Raw genomic sequence first — 15,165 nt, forward strand, 5'->3', positions numbered from 1 at the left:
ACCAATACAGCTTTTTTCTTTGCCTCCTTAGCTCAGCTGGCAGAGCAGCGGACTCTTAATCCGTGGGTCACAGGTTCGATCCCTGTAGGGGGCATCTAAATACAACAGGAAAAAGCCTTGTAAATCAAGGCTTTTTTTGCTTGTCTATAACTGATTTACCCCATCATTTGTCCCACATTTTAAATCTATCTTTTCTTTTTGAATCAAATTACATCTTTACAAATAGTGTAAAGCCAGTTACTTTTGCTTTGATGCCATACAATATTTTCATGTAGAGAAGACAAATTTTATCTTCTCTTTTTATTTTCAAAATAATAAAAACTGATTTTCTTTTCATAAATCAGACTGAAACTTCCAAATTTTCCATTTTGTTTATTGATATTTCCTCTAAAAAGGTGTATAATATTTTTATTATCAAACTATACTATACTATATAGGGGGTATTGAAATGAAATTTTCTAATCGTTTATCGCTATTCCTTGCAGGAGTTGTTTTTGTCCTTTTAGGACTTTTCCTATTTACAAACCCAGTAGCTAATCTTGTTGCTTACAGCTGGTGGATTGCATTTGGTTTACTGGTTTCTTCTATAGCAGCTATTTTAGGCTATTTCTCTGTACCAAAAGAGCTTCGCTCACCAGCTCATCTTTTCCAAGGGATTGTTAATCTTCTCTTAGCTCTTTACCTCGTTGCCTATGGCTTTGTGACGCTGCCAGTTGTCATTCCAACTATTTTAGGAATTTGGTTAATTGTAGAAGCCATTATAGCTTTCTTTAAAGGCAATCGTCTGGGATTGATTTTCCCTATTATTGGCAACCATATCATGTGGATAGCGTTGCTTGCATTTTTACTAGGTCTAGTGATTTTGTTCAATCCAGTAGCTACAAGTGTCTTTGTCGTTTATGTCGTTGCCTTTGCATTTTTAATTATTGGTTTCACCTATATCCTTGATGCCTTTCGTAAATAATCTAGCTGCCATTTTGGGCATATTAAAATAGCTGGGAAGTTACATTCTCAGCTTTTTCTGTTGCCTCCTTAGCTCAGTTGGTAGAGCAGTAGACTCTTAAGCTATGGGGCGCAGGTTCGAGCCCTGCAGGGGGCACATCTAAATCAACAGAAATAAGCCTTGAAACCAAGGCTTTTTTTAACGTCTAATAGCTTTTTGTAGAAAAGTATTTAAAAATAAAAGAGAAGAGAATCTCTCACTCTCTTCTCAGTATATCTTATTAAATTTAGTTTTTCTTAATCTAGCTGATTTTCCTTTGCAACGACAAATTCCTTAACCAATCGATAGATAACAGCAAATATCGGTGTAAAGAATATCATCCCAAGTAAGCCAAAGAGATTGCCTCCAATACTAGCAGCCGCAAGCGTGAAAATAGCTGGCAAACCAATAGACTGACCTACAACTCTAGGATAAATAAGGTTTCCTTCAATCAGCTGTATAACTTGATATAGAAGAAGAGAAAGTAAGGCTTGAGTAGGACTCACTGTGAAGATAAAAATCGCTCCCACAACACAAGCAATCATAGGCCCTACATAAGGAATGAACGATAGCACTCCTGCAAAGATACCTGTCATTACTCCATAGGGTATCCCAAACACGCTGTAACCAACCGCTATCATAACTCCTATGATAACTGCTTCAATCAGCTGACTCATCAAAAATTGGTCATAAGTCTCTAGTGCTACTTGTCCAATGTAAGTCAACTTTATCACCACCTTCTCTGGAAGAAAAACTTTTAGAAGTCGACTCGTCATCGCTGCCAAATGTTCCTTACTGGATAAAAATAAAAAGGTGAAGACTATAATCAAAAAGGCATTCATCAAACTTGAAAAAATATTGCCGATATTACTAGTCAGACCTGATAAAAAACCTATCAAAGCTTGGCTAATAGAACTAGATTGTCCCTGTATGCCTGATACGATAGTTGACAACATGTCTTTGGTTACAAATTCCGAGCTGCCTAGCAATTTCCCAAGTTGAGTAAGGACTGTTGAAAGGACTGTTCCCAGCTGACTAATAGTCTGGGCTAGGGTTGGCAGCACCAAAACCAAAAGAGCAATCACGATTAAGATAAGAGCTAGGAAAACAAGTACCATGGCAATCGGACGACGCAACTCTGCCTTTACCTTCAATTTAACTAAGTACTGTTCAATTTTTTTCATAGGAACATTAAGCACAAAAGCAATAACAGCACCATAAATCAAGGTTGATATTACATCAAAGAGAGAGATTGCTCCTGATATAAAGCTCGATGCATTCAGAATTACAAGAGCAACCAGCCCTATAAAAAGTATTAACGGGGTGTATTTTTTTACTAAGTTCATAAATTCTCCTTAATAAACATGTTTAGATACGACTATACTATTTGGTTTTTCAAACTCTCGATTAAGGTAGGCTTGGTAAGTTCCTGGAGCGATAAATCCTTTGGGTGAGAGGATATCGGTGCCAGCCTGACCGACTATGGTATCAGCCAAGAGCACACAGTTTGTAGATAAGACAAAGTAGGATTTAAACTTAGATTTGATAAATTTATAAAGTTCCCCATCTGTCTCATGTCTGATTTTATAAGCGTAGGTGTAGTCTTCCTTACCATCACCTGTCATGATTTTATCTGCACTTGGCTCCCATGGAATCGTCAGTTGTTTCAATTCAGCCAACTTTTTCTGAACTGCTTTTTCCATTTCAGGCGTCAAATCTATTCCGTAACCAAAAAGTGTTTTTTGACTCTCACGTTTACATAGATCAATGTACTTATCGCGGTCACAGAAATATAAGACACCATCTCCTACCATGCCAAATAAGGTCTCAGATGACGGATCATAGTTGCCATAAGAAATAACACGGCCCTGATAGCAGATATCCACATGACCAATAGCTGAAAACAGGGAGGTCTCAGCTGTATGAACAAAAATTTCTAGCTCTGCTGTCTTACCAGACTTCACTATTCCAAGATGGATATCTTCTTCCTCATCAGCATTTTCCAGCATAAATTTGTTAATTTTTGCTAAAGTTCTTGCAGGGATGAGAGCGGCTAGGACAATAGGTAAGCTCATTCTTACACGACGTTTGAGATGGTTTTTCCCAATTTCCTCCTCAAACAAGAAACCATCACGGATATTGGACACACCATAAAGGAAAAAATAAGCCCCTAATACAAAGAGTTGAAAGACAGAATTTCCTGTAGAGGACAAAAGACTAGTCCCACCAAGAAAAACTAGTACGAGTCCATCTAGTAAGAGACGAAAACGAGGTCGAATTTTGTTTTTGCGGTAGAGAACATAGGTGACAAGGTTAATACTAGCATGAAAAATCTGATAAACTCCAATCACAAGAGCCAAAATATAAATCGGCACATCCGTCGCAAGATTGGAGCCAAGCAAATATCCCAGCACTAACAATTTAACCAGTGCAACTCCCAAGGTATCCGTTGACTGGCTTTTTTTGAAAACTCTTAATAGCAAATCTACGACCGTTGCTATCCAAGCTAAAAACAGAACCAGGCGAATAACTGTTACTGGCAACCAAGTCCCCGTGACCATCAAGATGAGACCTAGCAGAACAAACAAGAAACCCTGAGCAAGTAATTTCTTACCTGTCAGACCTAAAGATAGAATTTTCGCCATATAAAAACCTTTCAACAATAAAAATTAAACACTCCGATTAAACTGACTAGTAAATAGCCAACACTACAAACAGCCTGTGCCAGCAACATATGGTGACTAGAAATGACTGTAGTAATGTCACCATCTTGTCTTATGCACTTCTAAAATTTGTTATATTGATTAGAAACCAGAGCTTATAAAAACTAGCTAAACTCGAGAGATAGACACAATTGCGACGAAAAAATGTATAACCAATTCAACTTGTTAAGGTAAGAAAGCATTATTTCCAATCTATTAATTATTCATCTATTACCTATTATGACACAATATTCCCTATAGTTCAACTTTTTACTTGTTTTTATATTACACGGACTAAAAAGTTTTCAACAGTTGATTGCATTTGTTTTAATAAGTTTTAACCTTTCTTGGTTAGATAAAAAAAGAACCATACAGTTTAGAATCTGTATGGTTTTTGCCCCACTTTTGTCCCATTTTTAAATCATGACATTGAAAATACCTAAAAGTACCTTCCGAAAATCATCTATATTTCAATATTTTTGATTACTTTCAATATGAAAATTTCATACAAATTCATGTAGGGGGCATCTACATACAACAGGAAAAGCCTTGGAATCAAGGCTTTTTTGTGTAGTCTTAGCACTAAAAAACGATAGAAAAAACACCCCTTCTGAACTGCACCCCAAAAGTTAGACAGAAAAAACCTAACTTTTGTGGCGCAGTTCATTCGCGTCACATGAAGTTATTTAAGCATCTCCTTTTCTCTCATTACCATTTTCTGTTATAATAAATTGTACTTCTAAAATAGAAAGGTCTTAAGATGACAACTCTTATTAAACATAAACGTGTAGAATTTTCAGAACTTTTTTATGACTTAGTTTTTGTTTTTGCAATTTCAAAAGTAACTACTTTAATCGACCATCTTCATAACGGTATTTTGACTTGGAATTCTTTCCTTGATTTTTTCATTGCTACTTTGTTTCTCATCGATTCCTGGATGATTCAAACCGATTATACCAATCGCTATGGAAAGAACTCTTTATTTAACATAGTAATCATGTTTATCAAAATGGGAATTTTACTCTTTATAGCCAATATGATTGGACCTGATTGGCAACAATATTTTCATTATCTCTGTTGGGCTATTGGTACATTAACCCTTACCTTATTTTTTCAATATTTGGTTGAATTTTTTAGAAAATCAACCGATGATGCTAATCGGGAAAGTATCAAAGGTTTTCTATGGATAACAGGTCTAGGAAGTTTAGGATTCTATCTAGCAGCTCTTCTTCCTATTTACCTTAGAGTCTATATCTTATTTGCTAGTATTCTGCTAACATTTATTATGCCAAGTATCTTGCTTAATAAAGATAAGCATTACCAGGTAAATCTCCCCCATTTAATCGAGCGTATCTCCCTTCTTGTCATTATTATGTTTGGAGAGATGATTACGGAGCTAGCTAACTTCTTTACAATCGAGAATTTCTCGATTTATTCGGTTCTTTATTTCATTATTATGATTTCTCTGTTCTTGTTTTATTTTGGTCAATTCGACCATGCTATTGATGAAAAATCTAATCAAAAGGGACTATTTCTAATTTACAGTCACTATCCTATTTTCATTGGACTTCTTATGATGACCGTTTCGATGAGTTTTCTTCAGAATCCTGAAGCTAATCGTCTCTTTGCAACCAGCTTCTCTTATATCGGATTTGGCCTCTTTCAAGCTGCTGTCCTAGTAAATGGGCCCTATAACAAACACTATCTTCGCTATTCGAAAAGTTACTACTGTGTCCAAGCGACACTCTATCTGGCTGCCTTGATTCTCTCTTTAATCTTTGCTTCTAATCCTATAATAGTAGTGAGTATAACAACCATTTTAGCTCTAGCTATAGCCATTCATTTTATTTATTTTTATGTGACACAGAATAAAAAATATTCCAAATCTAACTGGGGGTTCTTTTAATGAGTTTATAACATAAAAAAGCTTTGGGAACCAAGGCTTTTTTGCTTTCTACCTAAACTTTTTCATAAGGTATTTTCGTACAGGTGCTTCAATGGTTTGAACAATTTCAAATCCTTCTTTTTTATAGAGGTTCTTGGCTGCTTGATTTGTCTCGAAGACATTTAGAGAAATACTATCTATGTCTCCATTTTCAAATGCCAAACTAACAAATTTCCTCACAGCCTGGCTACCTAAGCCTTGCCCCTGTTTCTGGGGATTGATAAAAAATCTCCCGATATGAAGATTACTGTCTTCTAGTCTGATTTTCTGGATAAGCCCCACAAACTCTGGTCCATCAAAGATAGAAAAGATTCCTTCCAAATCTTGCAAGACTTGAATTTCCAAGGGAAAAGGAATCATTGTTCCCATCCATTGTTCTTGAAAGGATTTGCCAAGGGAGTTGGACCATTGGCATATGAATTGAGCGTTTTCTGTGCTCACCTTTTCTTCAAAACGAATTGTCATATTTGCCTCACCATCTTATCTATGTTTCCCCATTATACTACTTTTCCTATTTTTTACGAATAGATAAGTATGATTGATTTTTATTTTTTTCTTGTCGGGAGCATTCTCGCTTCCTTTCTTGGTTTGGTCATTGACCGTTTTCCAGAGCAATCCATTATCAGTCCAGCCAGTCACTGCGATTCCTGTCAGACTCGCTTGCGTCCCTTAGATTTGATTCCGATTCTCTCGCAGGTCTTCAATCGCTTTCGCTGTCGCTACTGCAAGGCTCCTTATCCTGTCTGGTATGCCCTCTTTGAACTAGGCTTAGGACTCCTCTTTCTATCTTGGTCTTGGGGTTTTCTTTCCTTGGGGCAAGTCATCCTAATCACTGCTGGTTTGACCTTGGGCATCTACGACTTTCGCCATCAGGAATATCCCTTACTGGTCTGGATTGTCTTTCATCTACTCCTAATAGCCTGCTCTGACTGGAACCTGGTCATGGTCTTCTTCCTTGCCCTTGGAATTTTAGCTCATTTTATTGATATTCGCATGGGCGCAGGGGATTTTCTCTTTCTGGCTTCTTGTGCGCTCGTCTTTAGTGTGACAGAATTACTGATCTTGATTCAGTTTGCTTCTGCGACGGGGATCCTAGCCTTTCTCCTACAAAAGAAAAAGGAAAGACTTCCTTTTGTGCCTTTCCTCTTACTTGCTGCTTGTTTGATTATTTTTGGTAAGCTACTGCTTGTTTGATAAAGTCCTCAATCGGCTCTCCCTCGTGGAGAGCTTTTACAATTTTCGAACCAACGATAACACCATCTGATACCGCATTGAAGCGTTCAACATCGGCTTGACTAGATACACCAAAACCTGTCAAGACTGGGATATCGGCCACTTGATGAAGTTGTGCCAAGTGCTTGTCCAAATCTGCACGGTAATTACCAGATTTCCCTGTCACCCCATTGATAGCAACGGCATAGACAAAACCTTCTGCCCCTTCAATCAACTCTTTTTGACGCTCAAGCCCTGTTGTCAAACTAACTAGGGGAATCAAAGCAATGTCTGTATCTGCCAAAAAGGGCTCTACAAAGTTGGCATGCTCATGAGGAAGGTCTGGAATAATCAAGCCCTTAACCGCTGTATCTGCCAAATCTTTGACAAAGTTCTCAACACCGTACTGAAAGAGGGGGTTGAAGTAGGTCATGATGACCAGCGGAACCTCTGTTTGAATGATTTTCAAGGTTTCAACCAAAGCTTGTGTCGAAGTCCCTTGGGCTAAACTACGCAAGCCAGCTTCTTCGATAACAGGTCCATCTGCAACAGGGTCTGAAAAGGGAATGCCCACTTCAATGGCAGAGACACCCAAATCTTCTAAAAAGTGGATTGTTTCAGCAAGACCATCCAAACCTTTTTCGTGGTCTCCAGCCATGATATAGGGAACAAAAATTCCTTTTCCAGTTACTTTTATAGCATTTAATTTTTCTGTTAGTGTCTTAGGCATGAGCTTCTCCCTTCTTTGCTGCATCTGCTTCCAAGCGGTCCTTGACTTGAACCACATCCTTGTCCCCACGACCTGATAGGCAGACAATCATGGCTTTGTCTGGTCCAAGTTCTTTGGCCAATTTCACCGCAAAAGCGATAGCATGGCTAGATTCCAAGGCTGGGATAATCCCTTCCACACGAGACAAGAGTTGGAATCCTTCCAAGGCTTCCTCGTCTGTCACAGGGACATAGCTGGCACGTTTGATATCGTGGTAGTGAGAATGCTCTGGACCGATACCAGGATAGTCCAAACCTGCTGAGATAGAGAAGGCTTCAAGAATTTGACCATGGGCATCTTGGAGCACATCCATGAGGGAACCGTGAAGAACACCAGGACGACCCTTGGTCAAGGTAGCTGCGTGGTGCTCCGTATCCACACCAAGTCCCGCTGCTTCAGCCCCATACATAGCTACTGACTCATCTTCTACAAATGGATGGAAGAGCCCGATAGCATTCGACCCACCACCAACACAGGCTACTAGGGCATCTGGCAAATCTTGACCTGTCAAGTCACGGTACTGTTGTTTAGCTTCTCGACCAATGACACTTTGGAAGTCACGAACGATTTCTGGGAATGGATGAGGCCCCAAGGCAGAACCAAGGATATAGTGGGTATCATCGATATTAGCCACCCATGAACGAAGGGCTGCATTGACTGCATCCTTGAGCACGCGCGAACCGTCTGTCACTGCCTCAACTTTGGCTCCCAAAAGCTCCATACGGAAGACATTAAGGGCTTGGCGTTTAACATCTTCCTCACCCATGTAGATGGTACATTCCATGTTAAAGAGGGCTGCAGCAGTTGCAGTTGCCACACCGTGCTGACCAGCACCTGTTTCAGCGATAATTTTCTTTTTACCCATGCGTTTGGCAAGCAAAACTTGTCCCAAGGCATTGTTAATCTTGTGGGCCCCTGTATGGTTAAGGTCTTCACGTTTAAGATAAATCTTGGCTCCGCCAATATGCTGGGTCAAATTTTTTGCGTAGTAAAGGGGAGTTTCACGCCCTACATACTGGCGCAAGAGTTGGTTTAATTCCTCTTGGAAACTTGGGTCTGCCTGACTTTCACGATAGGCCTTCTCCAACTCCAAAACTGCTGTCATTAATGTTTCTGGGACGAAACGTCCGCCGAATTTTCCGTAAAATCCATCTTTATTTGGTTCTTGATATGCCATGCTTTACCCTCTCTATAAATCTTCTAATCTTTTCATGATCTTTTTGTCCATCTGTCTCCACTCCGCTCGATACATCTACTGCATAGGGAGTAAAGTGTTGAATTGCTTTTACTACATTGTCTTCATTAAGCCCACCTGCGATGAAAAATGGCTGAGCTAGTTCTGTCGTATCCAGTTGGCCCCAGTCAAATGTCTGACCACTCCCTGCCACAGGGGCATCAAAGAGTAGATAGTCTGCCTGAGAACTGGGCACATGCCCCTCTCCATCCACCTGCACCGCCTGAATGCTAGCACAAGGCAAATCCTCAAACAAATCATCTGCCACCTGACCGTGAACTTGAACTAAGTCCAAGCCAACTTTGTCAATGGCTTCTAGCAATTCTACCCGACTTGGTGAAACAAATACGCCAACCTTTTTTACGTCTGAAGGAATAAGCTTTGCCAGCTCAGTAGCCTGACCCAAGGTCACCTGTCTTTTACTAGGTGCAAAGACAAAACCGATATAGTCCGCTCCTGCTGAAACGGCTGTTTCCACCGCTTCCTCGGTCGATAATCCGCAAATTTTAACCTTTGTCAATTTGCAACTCCTTGATTCTCTGAGCAACATTTTCCGCCTGCATGAGAGCTGTCCCCACTAAAATGCCGTTAAAGTATGGTGCTAGTCGTTCCGCATCCTGTCCTGTGAAAATAGCCGATTCAGAAATATACAAACAATTGTCTTTGAAGTGTTTAGCCAAGTCTACACTGGTCTCCAAGTCGACTTCAAAGGTGGTCAAGTTGCGGTTATTAACTCCGATAATCTGAGCACCAAGTCTGTGAGCCACCTCTAATTCAGCTAGATTGTGGGTTTCCACCAAGACTTCCAGACCAAGCTCTGTCGCGTAGTCGTAAAGTTCCTTGAGGCGTTCTTCGGACAAGGCTGCCACAATGAGCAAGATGACTGTCGCACCTGCATTGCGAGCTAGGATGATTTGCTTTTCATCAATGATAAAGTCCTTATTGAGCGTCGGAATGTTTACCTGACTGGAAATCTCCCGCAGATAATCCAAATGGCCTTTAAAGAAAACCTCATCTGTCAGAACAGAAATCATCACTGCTCCATTTTCTTCATAAGTCTGGGCCTGTTGCACAATATCCACATCGAGGTTGATATCTCCCAGACTAGGGCTAGCCTTCTTGACTTCAGCGATTACCTGCAAGCGATCCTGATGATTCTTCAAAAATTCTGCCAAGCGATAGGTCTGGCGCAGGGGATGGATTTGCTCCAGCTTCATCTGCTCCACCTCACGCGCCTTCTGCTCCAAAATTCGTGCTAAAAATTCCTGACTCATTTTTGGTACTCCTGTAACAGTCTGAGTTTTTCAAGGGCCTTGCCACTAGCAATCACTTGACGGGCCAAGGCAACTCCTTCCTTGATACTATCTACCTTACCATTAGCATAGAAACCAAGACCTGCATTCAGAACTGTAGTTTCCAAGAATGGACTTGGTTCGTTCTTGAGAACACTGAGCAAAATTTCTGCATTTTCCTGAGCATTCCCTCCACGAATATCTTCGATAGCGTAGCGTTCCATCCCCAAATCCTCTGGAGTAAAGCTTGACAGGGTGATTTCGTCATTTTCAAGAAGTGCGATGTTAGTTGTTCCGTTCAAGCCAGCTTCATCCAGTCCTTCTGGTCCAGCTACTACAATAGCACGTTTGCGACCCATATTTTTCAAAACCTGAGCTGTACTTTCTAGAAGTTCTGGACGACTAATTCCAAGAAGCTGTGTTTCCAAAGCCATTGGGTGAATCAGGGGACCAGTCAAGTTCATAATCGTTGGAATTCCCAATTCCAAACGAGCTGGCATGATGTATTTCATAGCTGGGTGCATATTTTTGGCAAAGAGAAAGACGATTCCAGTTTTATCAAAGATCTTACCTAGTTCAGCTGGTTTGAGGTCTAGGTTGATGCCCAAGGCTTCGAGAACATCTGCAGAACCAGATTTTGAAGAAATCGAGCGGTTTCCGTGTTTGGCCATATGAACACCACCACCAGCCAAGACAAAGGCTGCAGTTGTCGAGATGTTAAAGCTGAAAGACTTGTCCCCACCTGTACCACAGTTGTCCATGGCATCATGAATTTCAGTTGGAATGTGTTGGGCATGGCCTCTCATAACTTGGGCAATGGCTGTGCGTTCTTCAGGTGTTTCTCCCTTCATCTTAAGGGCCAAGAGAAGAGAAGCAATCTGTGCTTCAGTTACACGCCCAGTTACGATACGCTCAATGACATCTGTCATTTCCACACCTGATAAATTTTCAAATTTTGCTAATTTTTCAATAATCTCTTTCATCCTAGTTTCCTCACTTTACAACCTTCTCAATAAAATTCCGAATAGAAGACAAGCCATCTGGCGTTCCGATACTCTCTGGATGGTATTGGAAGCCATAAATCGGTAGGTTTTTGTGTTGAATTCCCATAATAGCTTGGTCATCAGTCGAACGAGCTGTCACTTCAAAATCTTCGGGCATTTCTTCAATCAAAATACTGTGATAACGCATGACTGCACGGCCATCCTCGATACCTTGATACAAAACAGATGGCGCTTCAAAGCTGATATTGCTCTGTTTCCCATGCATGACTTTTGGAGCCAAACCTAACTTACCACCAAAGACTTCTGCAATGGCTTGATGGCCCAAACAAATTCCAAGAATCGGCTTTTTGCCGGCAAAGTCACGAATCATGTCTTCCATCTTACCAGCATCAACTGGCCAACCTGGGCCGGGCGAAAAGACCAGACCATCTGCTTTTTCAGCTTCTTCATACAGCTTGGGATCATCATTTCTCAAGACCTGAACTTCTGCAAAATTCCCAATGTACTGGGCCAAGTTATAGGTAAAAGAATCATAGTTGTCAATCAATAAAATCATGGTCTTAGTTCTCCAATTCTAGTCATAGATTTAGCCTTGTTAATGGTTTCTTGGTATTCGTTTTGGGCGATAGAGTCGTAGACAATCCCTGCCCCGGCCTGCACATAGGCTGTTTGATTTTTGAGAATCATGGTTCGGATGGCAATGGCGAAGTCCATATCACCCGTCGCAGACAAGTAGCCGATTGCTCCTGCGTATACGCCACGTTTTTCTGTTTCCAGTTCATAGATGCGTCTCATCGCTCGAATCTTTGGTGCTCCAGAAACAGTTCCAGCTGGAAGTGTTGCTTTCAAGGCATCCATGGCAGTGAGTTCTGGAAGCAAACGCCCCTTGACCACACTGGTCAAATGCATGACATAGCGGAAAAGCTCCACTTCCATATACTTAGTGACTTGGACACTGGCCGTTTCAGAGATGCGACCAATATCATTACGACCCAAGTCTACTAACATTCGATGCTCTGCTGTTTCCTTCTCATCAGAAAGTAGGTCTGTCGCCAAAGCCTTGTCCTCTTCATCCGTAGCACCTCTTGGTCGCGTCCCTGCAATCGGATTGGTTGTCACGATGCCAGTTTTGACAGAAACCAAACTTTCAGGACTTGCGCCGATGATTTGATAATCCCCAAAATCATAGAAATAAAGGTAATTAGAAGGATTAGTCACGCGGAGATTTCTGTAGAAGTCAAATGGATTTCCAGTAACTTCTGCTGAGAAGCGTTGACTAAGTACACATTGGAACATATCGCCATTACGAATCAAGTCACGAGCTGTTTCCACCATTTCCTCAAACTTCTGAGGAGCGATATGCGGTTTGAAGTCTAACGGAGATAGATTCAAGTCTTCAAATTCATTTGGAGCAGGGAGGCGTAATTCCTCAAGTACTTGGTTCAAGGCTTTTTCCAAGTCTTCTTGACTACGCTCACTATAGAGAACATCCTCGATGACATGGATTTTTTCCTTCTTGTGGTCAAAGACCATGTAACTCTCATAGACAAAGAAATGCATGTCTGGCGTCCCAATTGTATCCTCAGGAATTTGACCAATTTCTTCATAAAGAGAAATCATATCGTAACCCACAAAACCAATGGCTCCTCCACCAAAAGGTAGATCTGAATGGTGTTGGCTCTTATGAGTTATTTCATAAAGGAAATCCAAGGGATCACGATCAATCACTTGCCCATTTTGATAAAGAACTCCATTTTCAAACTTAATCTCAAAAACTGGATTATAGGCTAGGATAGAAAAACGAGCTGTTTCCTTATCTCTCGGAATACTCTCTAAGATAACCTTGTGTTGCCCCTTTAGGCGCATATAAGCCAAGATTGGTGATAAGACATCTCCATGAATGATTCGTTCCATTGTAATTTCCCTTTCGATTCTTTTCTTTATATACTTTTAGTCTTAATTTATTATCTTTTTTCTATTTCCCTTAAATAGTGCGGACGGGAGGTAAAATTATCCAGTGGATGATTTTAGAAATCCAGGAAATGAAAGACCTAATTTTTGAGCCTTAGGTCTCAAAAATTCCATTCTAGAGAAGCATCTTTGCTTCTCTAGAATACCACTATGGCGGGAAATATCTTTTAAAAGCTCACTTCGTTCGCAATTTTTTTAGCAGTCTATTTAATGATTAAAAATAATTTAAAACTGAATAGCTGAACCTATAATAAATATATAAAAATCCCCACGCAAAATAACTTGCGTGAGGACGAAATTCGCGGTGCCACCTCAATTATAGGATTTCTCCTATCTCTCATTCCTGTCTCAGATACCTCCTGTAACAGGCTGTGCGATAAAGGGCACTCCCTTGAGAATTATGTTTTCTTCTCTTATTTCAGATGGACCCAACCTTACAGCTTTCTCTGCTTGTTTCCAGCAACCACAAGCTCTCTGTGAGAGAAAGGACTATAATTTTTCCATCTTTTATTTTTTAGCTTCTAGGTAGTCTGCAATCGCAGCTACGTCCTTGTCCCCACGACCAGAGACATTGATGATGATAATCTCATCTTTACTTAGATTCGGTGCACGTTTAACTGCTTCTGCAATAGCGTGTGAACTTTCAATTGCTGGGATAATTCCTTCAGTCTTGCTGAGAAGGAGGAGAGCCTGAACAGCTTCTTCATCCGTCGCAGCCACATATTCCACGCGACCTGAGTCTTTGAAGTAAGCATGTTCTGGACCAACCCCTGGATAGTCCAAACCAGCTGAGATAGAGTAAACTGGAGCCAACTCTCCGTCTTCCTTAAAGACTGCATAGGTCTTCATTCCGTCGACAATTCCGATACTACCTTTTGTCATAGTAGCTGCGTGCTTGTCTGTATCAAGTCCATGACCAGCAGCTTCGACCCCAACCAATTTAACTTCTTCATCAGCCACATACTGAGAAAAAGCACCGATGGCATTGGAACCACCACCTACACAAGCAATAACGTAGTCTGGTAAACGGCCTTCTTTTTCTAAGATTTGACGGCGAGATTCTTCACTGATGACTTTCTGGAACTCATGTACAATCGTAGGATAAGGGTGAGGCCCCACAGCAGATCCCAGAACGTAGAAGGCTTCAAGATCATTCATCCATGCTCCAAAAGCTGCATCAACCGCATCCTTAAGAGTTCGTGTCCCCGTTTCAACTGCGTGAACAGTTGCTCCCATCATCTCCATACGGAAGACATTGAGACGTTGACGTTCCACATCTTCTGCCCCCATGTAGACATCACAGGCCATACCAAACTTAGCTGCAGCAGCTGCAGTCGCAACACCGTGCTGACCAGCTCCTGTTTCTGCGATTACTCGTTTTTTGCCCATGCGTTTAGCCAAAAGAATTTGTCCTAAAACGTTATTGAGCTTGTGAGAACCAAGGTGGTTAAGGTCTTCGCGCTTGAGATAAATCTTAGCACCACCTAAGTGATCTGTCAAACTTTCCGCAAAATAGAGCGGTGTTTCGCGACCTGAATAGTCCTTTAAGTAATGACGAAATTCTGCCAAAAACTCTGGATCATCTTTGTACTTTTCAAATGTCACTTCCAACTCATCCAACAAAGCCTGAATCGGCTCCGGTACAAAACTACCACCAAATTGTCCAAAATAACCTTTGGTTGTCATAAAAATTTCCTCTTTCTGTATTTATTCGGCTTTTTGTTTGCTTTTAGTAGTAGGCAAGGAGCTGCAGATAGAACTTAAGTTCATCAAAGCGACTTAACGCCCTAATAAAAGAAAAACAAAATGACCGAAAGAAAAAAGCCCACACACAGAATTAAATTCCATGTGAGGGCGTTGGTAACGCGGTGCCACCTCAATTATAAAGGGACTATCCCCTTTACATCTCTACCTTGTCTAACAACAAGTTGCACTGTAAGGTGTGCGCACCGAATTTTCATTGTTTCAAATTCATTTTTAAAATCAGCCCACTTTCACTACTTCCAACCACCTGTTCACAATCACCACAGGCTCCCTGAAGATCAAAAATAGTT

The 15,165-nt window shown here is 40.9% G+C and carries 14 protein-coding genes, 2 tRNA genes and 2 other annotated features (1 of these 18 running past the window's edge); of the genes, 5 read left to right on the forward strand and 11 right to left on the reverse strand.

Translation table 11 applies throughout. The features are described from left to right. Window positions 1-21 precede the first annotated feature (21 nt). The 3 genes from N8M20_RS02935 to N8M20_RS02945 all read left to right on the forward strand — a co-directional run bounded on the left by N8M20_RS02935 (window position 22) and on the right by N8M20_RS02945 (window position 1,099). Window positions 22-94: transfer RNA gene (locus N8M20_RS02935), tRNA-Lys, on the forward strand. A 354-nt stretch (window positions 95-448) separates the two neighbouring features. Continuing rightward, entirely contained in the window at window positions 449-964 is a 516-nt protein-coding gene (locus tag N8M20_RS02940) for a DUF308 domain-containing protein (RefSeq protein WP_261079013.1), read from the forward strand. 62 nt (window positions 965-1,026) lie between these two features. Beyond that, window positions 1,027-1,099, forward strand: a tRNA-Lys gene (locus N8M20_RS02945). Window positions 1,100-1,239: 140 nt separating this feature from the next. On the opposite strand, the gene N8M20_RS02950 is transcribed toward N8M20_RS02945, so the two are convergent. Together N8M20_RS02950 and N8M20_RS02955 are read right to left on the reverse strand one after the other, a co-directional pair. Further along, window positions 1,240-2,328 (reverse strand): AI-2E family transporter, encoded by a 1,089-nt coding sequence (locus N8M20_RS02950; RefSeq protein WP_004256071.1) that lies wholly within the window; start codon window positions 2,326-2,328, stop codon window positions 1,240-1,242. A 9-nt stretch (window positions 2,329-2,337) separates the two neighbouring features. Further along, window positions 2,338-3,627 (reverse strand): DUF308 domain-containing protein, encoded by a 1,290-nt coding sequence (locus N8M20_RS02955; protein ID WP_261079014.1) that lies wholly within the window; start codon window positions 3,625-3,627, stop codon window positions 2,338-2,340. Between the two features lie 817 nt (window positions 3,628-4,444). Here N8M20_RS02955 and N8M20_RS02960 point away from each other — a divergent pair. Further along, a complete protein-coding gene (locus tag N8M20_RS02960; RefSeq protein ID WP_261079015.1) occupies window positions 4,445-5,590 on the forward strand; it encodes a low temperature requirement protein A in 1,146 nt (381 codons plus the stop codon). A 48-nt stretch (window positions 5,591-5,638) separates the two neighbouring features. Here the strand turns inward: N8M20_RS02960 and N8M20_RS02965 are convergent, their stop codons facing one another. After that, a complete protein-coding gene (locus tag N8M20_RS02965) occupies window positions 5,639-6,094 on the reverse strand; it encodes a GNAT family N-acetyltransferase (protein WP_261079016.1) in 456 nt (151 codons plus the stop codon). Between the two features lie 69 nt (window positions 6,095-6,163). Between N8M20_RS02965 and N8M20_RS02970 the strand changes: the two genes are divergently transcribed. After that, window positions 6,164-6,823: a prepilin peptidase gene (locus N8M20_RS02970; protein WP_261079017.1), complete on the forward strand. Its 660-nt coding sequence runs from the start codon at window positions 6,164-6,166 to the stop codon at window positions 6,821-6,823. Here the strand turns inward: N8M20_RS02970 and trpA are convergent. The 8 genes from trpA to trpB (N8M20_RS03010) form a co-directional block, all read right to left on the reverse strand. Then, a complete protein-coding gene (gene trpA, locus N8M20_RS02975; protein ID WP_261079018.1) occupies window positions 6,795-7,571 on the reverse strand; it encodes a tryptophan synthase subunit alpha in 777 nt (258 codons plus the stop codon). The two genes, N8M20_RS02970 and trpA, sit on opposite strands and share 29 nt — an antisense overlap. Beyond that, on the reverse strand, window positions 7,564-8,787 hold the full coding sequence (gene trpB, locus N8M20_RS02980; RefSeq protein WP_261079019.1) for a tryptophan synthase subunit beta: 1,224 nt from the start codon (window positions 8,785-8,787) through the stop codon (window positions 7,564-7,566). The genes trpA and trpB (N8M20_RS02980) overlap by 8 nt, the downstream gene beginning before the upstream one ends. Then, entirely contained in the window at window positions 8,765-9,364 is a 600-nt protein-coding gene (locus N8M20_RS02985; RefSeq protein ID WP_261079020.1) for a phosphoribosylanthranilate isomerase, read from the reverse strand. Before N8M20_RS02985 ends, trpB (N8M20_RS02980) begins: the two co-directional genes overlap by 23 nt. Beyond that, on the reverse strand, window positions 9,351-10,118 hold the full coding sequence (gene trpC / locus N8M20_RS02990; protein WP_261079021.1) for an indole-3-glycerol phosphate synthase TrpC: 768 nt from the start codon (window positions 10,116-10,118) through the stop codon (window positions 9,351-9,353). The genes N8M20_RS02985 and trpC overlap by 14 nt, the downstream gene beginning before the upstream one ends. Continuing rightward, the gene (trpD, locus tag N8M20_RS02995) at window positions 10,115-11,119 is read right to left on the reverse strand and encodes an anthranilate phosphoribosyltransferase (RefSeq protein ID WP_261079022.1); all 1,005 of its coding nucleotides are present in this window, start codon (window positions 11,117-11,119) and stop codon (window positions 10,115-10,117) included. The genes trpC and trpD overlap by 4 nt, the downstream gene beginning before the upstream one ends. 10 nt (window positions 11,120-11,129) lie before the next feature. Next, on the reverse strand, window positions 11,130-11,696 hold the full coding sequence (locus tag N8M20_RS03000; RefSeq protein WP_000601909.1) for an aminodeoxychorismate/anthranilate synthase component II: 567 nt from the start codon (window positions 11,694-11,696) through the stop codon (window positions 11,130-11,132). Beyond that, complete coding sequence (trpE, locus tag N8M20_RS03005; RefSeq protein ID WP_261079023.1) at window positions 11,693-13,054, reverse strand: anthranilate synthase component I; 1,362 nt, start codon at window positions 13,052-13,054, stop codon at window positions 11,693-11,695. The genes N8M20_RS03000 and trpE overlap by 4 nt, the downstream gene beginning before the upstream one ends. 342 nt (window positions 13,055-13,396) lie before the next feature. Continuing rightward, window positions 13,397-13,622 (reverse strand) — a binding site (T-box leader). Further along, window positions 13,619-14,797: a tryptophan synthase subunit beta gene (trpB, locus tag N8M20_RS03010; protein ID WP_261079024.1), complete on the reverse strand. Its 1,179-nt coding sequence runs from the start codon at window positions 14,795-14,797 to the stop codon at window positions 13,619-13,621. It overlaps the preceding feature by 4 nt. Before the next feature lie 161 nt (window positions 14,798-14,958). Continuing rightward, window positions 14,959-15,165 (reverse strand) — a binding site (T-box leader) (it continues 18 nt past the right edge of the window).

Source organism: Streptococcus mitis (assembly GCF_946190275.1).
Classification (GTDB): domain Bacteria; phylum Bacillota; class Bacilli; order Lactobacillales; family Streptococcaceae; genus Streptococcus; species Streptococcus mitis_DC.

Coding starts and splice junctions, on each gene's coding strand:
- N8M20_RS02970 (WP_261079017.1), top strand. CDS start 6,164: ATGATTGATTTTTATTTTTTTCTTGTCGGGAGCATTCTCGCTTCCTTT.
- N8M20_RS02965 (WP_261079016.1), bottom strand. CDS start 6,094: ATGACAATTCGTTTTGAAGAAAAGGTGAGCACAGAAAACGCTCAATTC.
- trpB (WP_261079024.1), bottom strand. CDS start 14,797: ATGACAACCAAAGGTTATTTTGGACAATTTGGTGGTAGTTTTGTACCG.
- trpD (WP_261079022.1), bottom strand. CDS start 11,119: ATGAAAGAGATTATTGAAAAATTAGCAAAATTTGAAAATTTATCAGGT.
- trpE (WP_261079023.1), bottom strand. CDS start 13,054: ATGGAACGAATCATTCATGGAGATGTCTTATCACCAATCTTGGCTTAT.
- trpA (WP_261079018.1), bottom strand. CDS start 7,571: ATGCCTAAGACACTAACAGAAAAATTAAATGCTATAAAAGTAACTGGA.
- N8M20_RS02940 (WP_261079013.1), top strand. CDS start 449: ATGAAATTTTCTAATCGTTTATCGCTATTCCTTGCAGGAGTTGTTTTT.
- N8M20_RS02960 (WP_261079015.1), top strand. CDS start 4,445: ATGACAACTCTTATTAAACATAAACGTGTAGAATTTTCAGAACTTTTT.
- trpC (WP_261079021.1), bottom strand. CDS start 10,118: ATGAGTCAGGAATTTTTAGCACGAATTTTGGAGCAGAAGGCGCGTGAG.
- N8M20_RS02950 (WP_004256071.1), bottom strand. CDS start 2,328: ATGAACTTAGTAAAAAAATACACCCCGTTAATACTTTTTATAGGGCTG.
- N8M20_RS03000 (WP_000601909.1), bottom strand. CDS start 11,696: ATGATTTTATTGATTGACAACTATGATTCTTTTACCTATAACTTGGCC.
- trpB (WP_261079019.1), bottom strand. CDS start 8,787: ATGGCATATCAAGAACCAAATAAAGATGGATTTTACGGAAAATTCGGC.
- N8M20_RS02955 (WP_261079014.1), bottom strand. CDS start 3,627: ATGGCGAAAATTCTATCTTTAGGTCTGACAGGTAAGAAATTACTTGCT.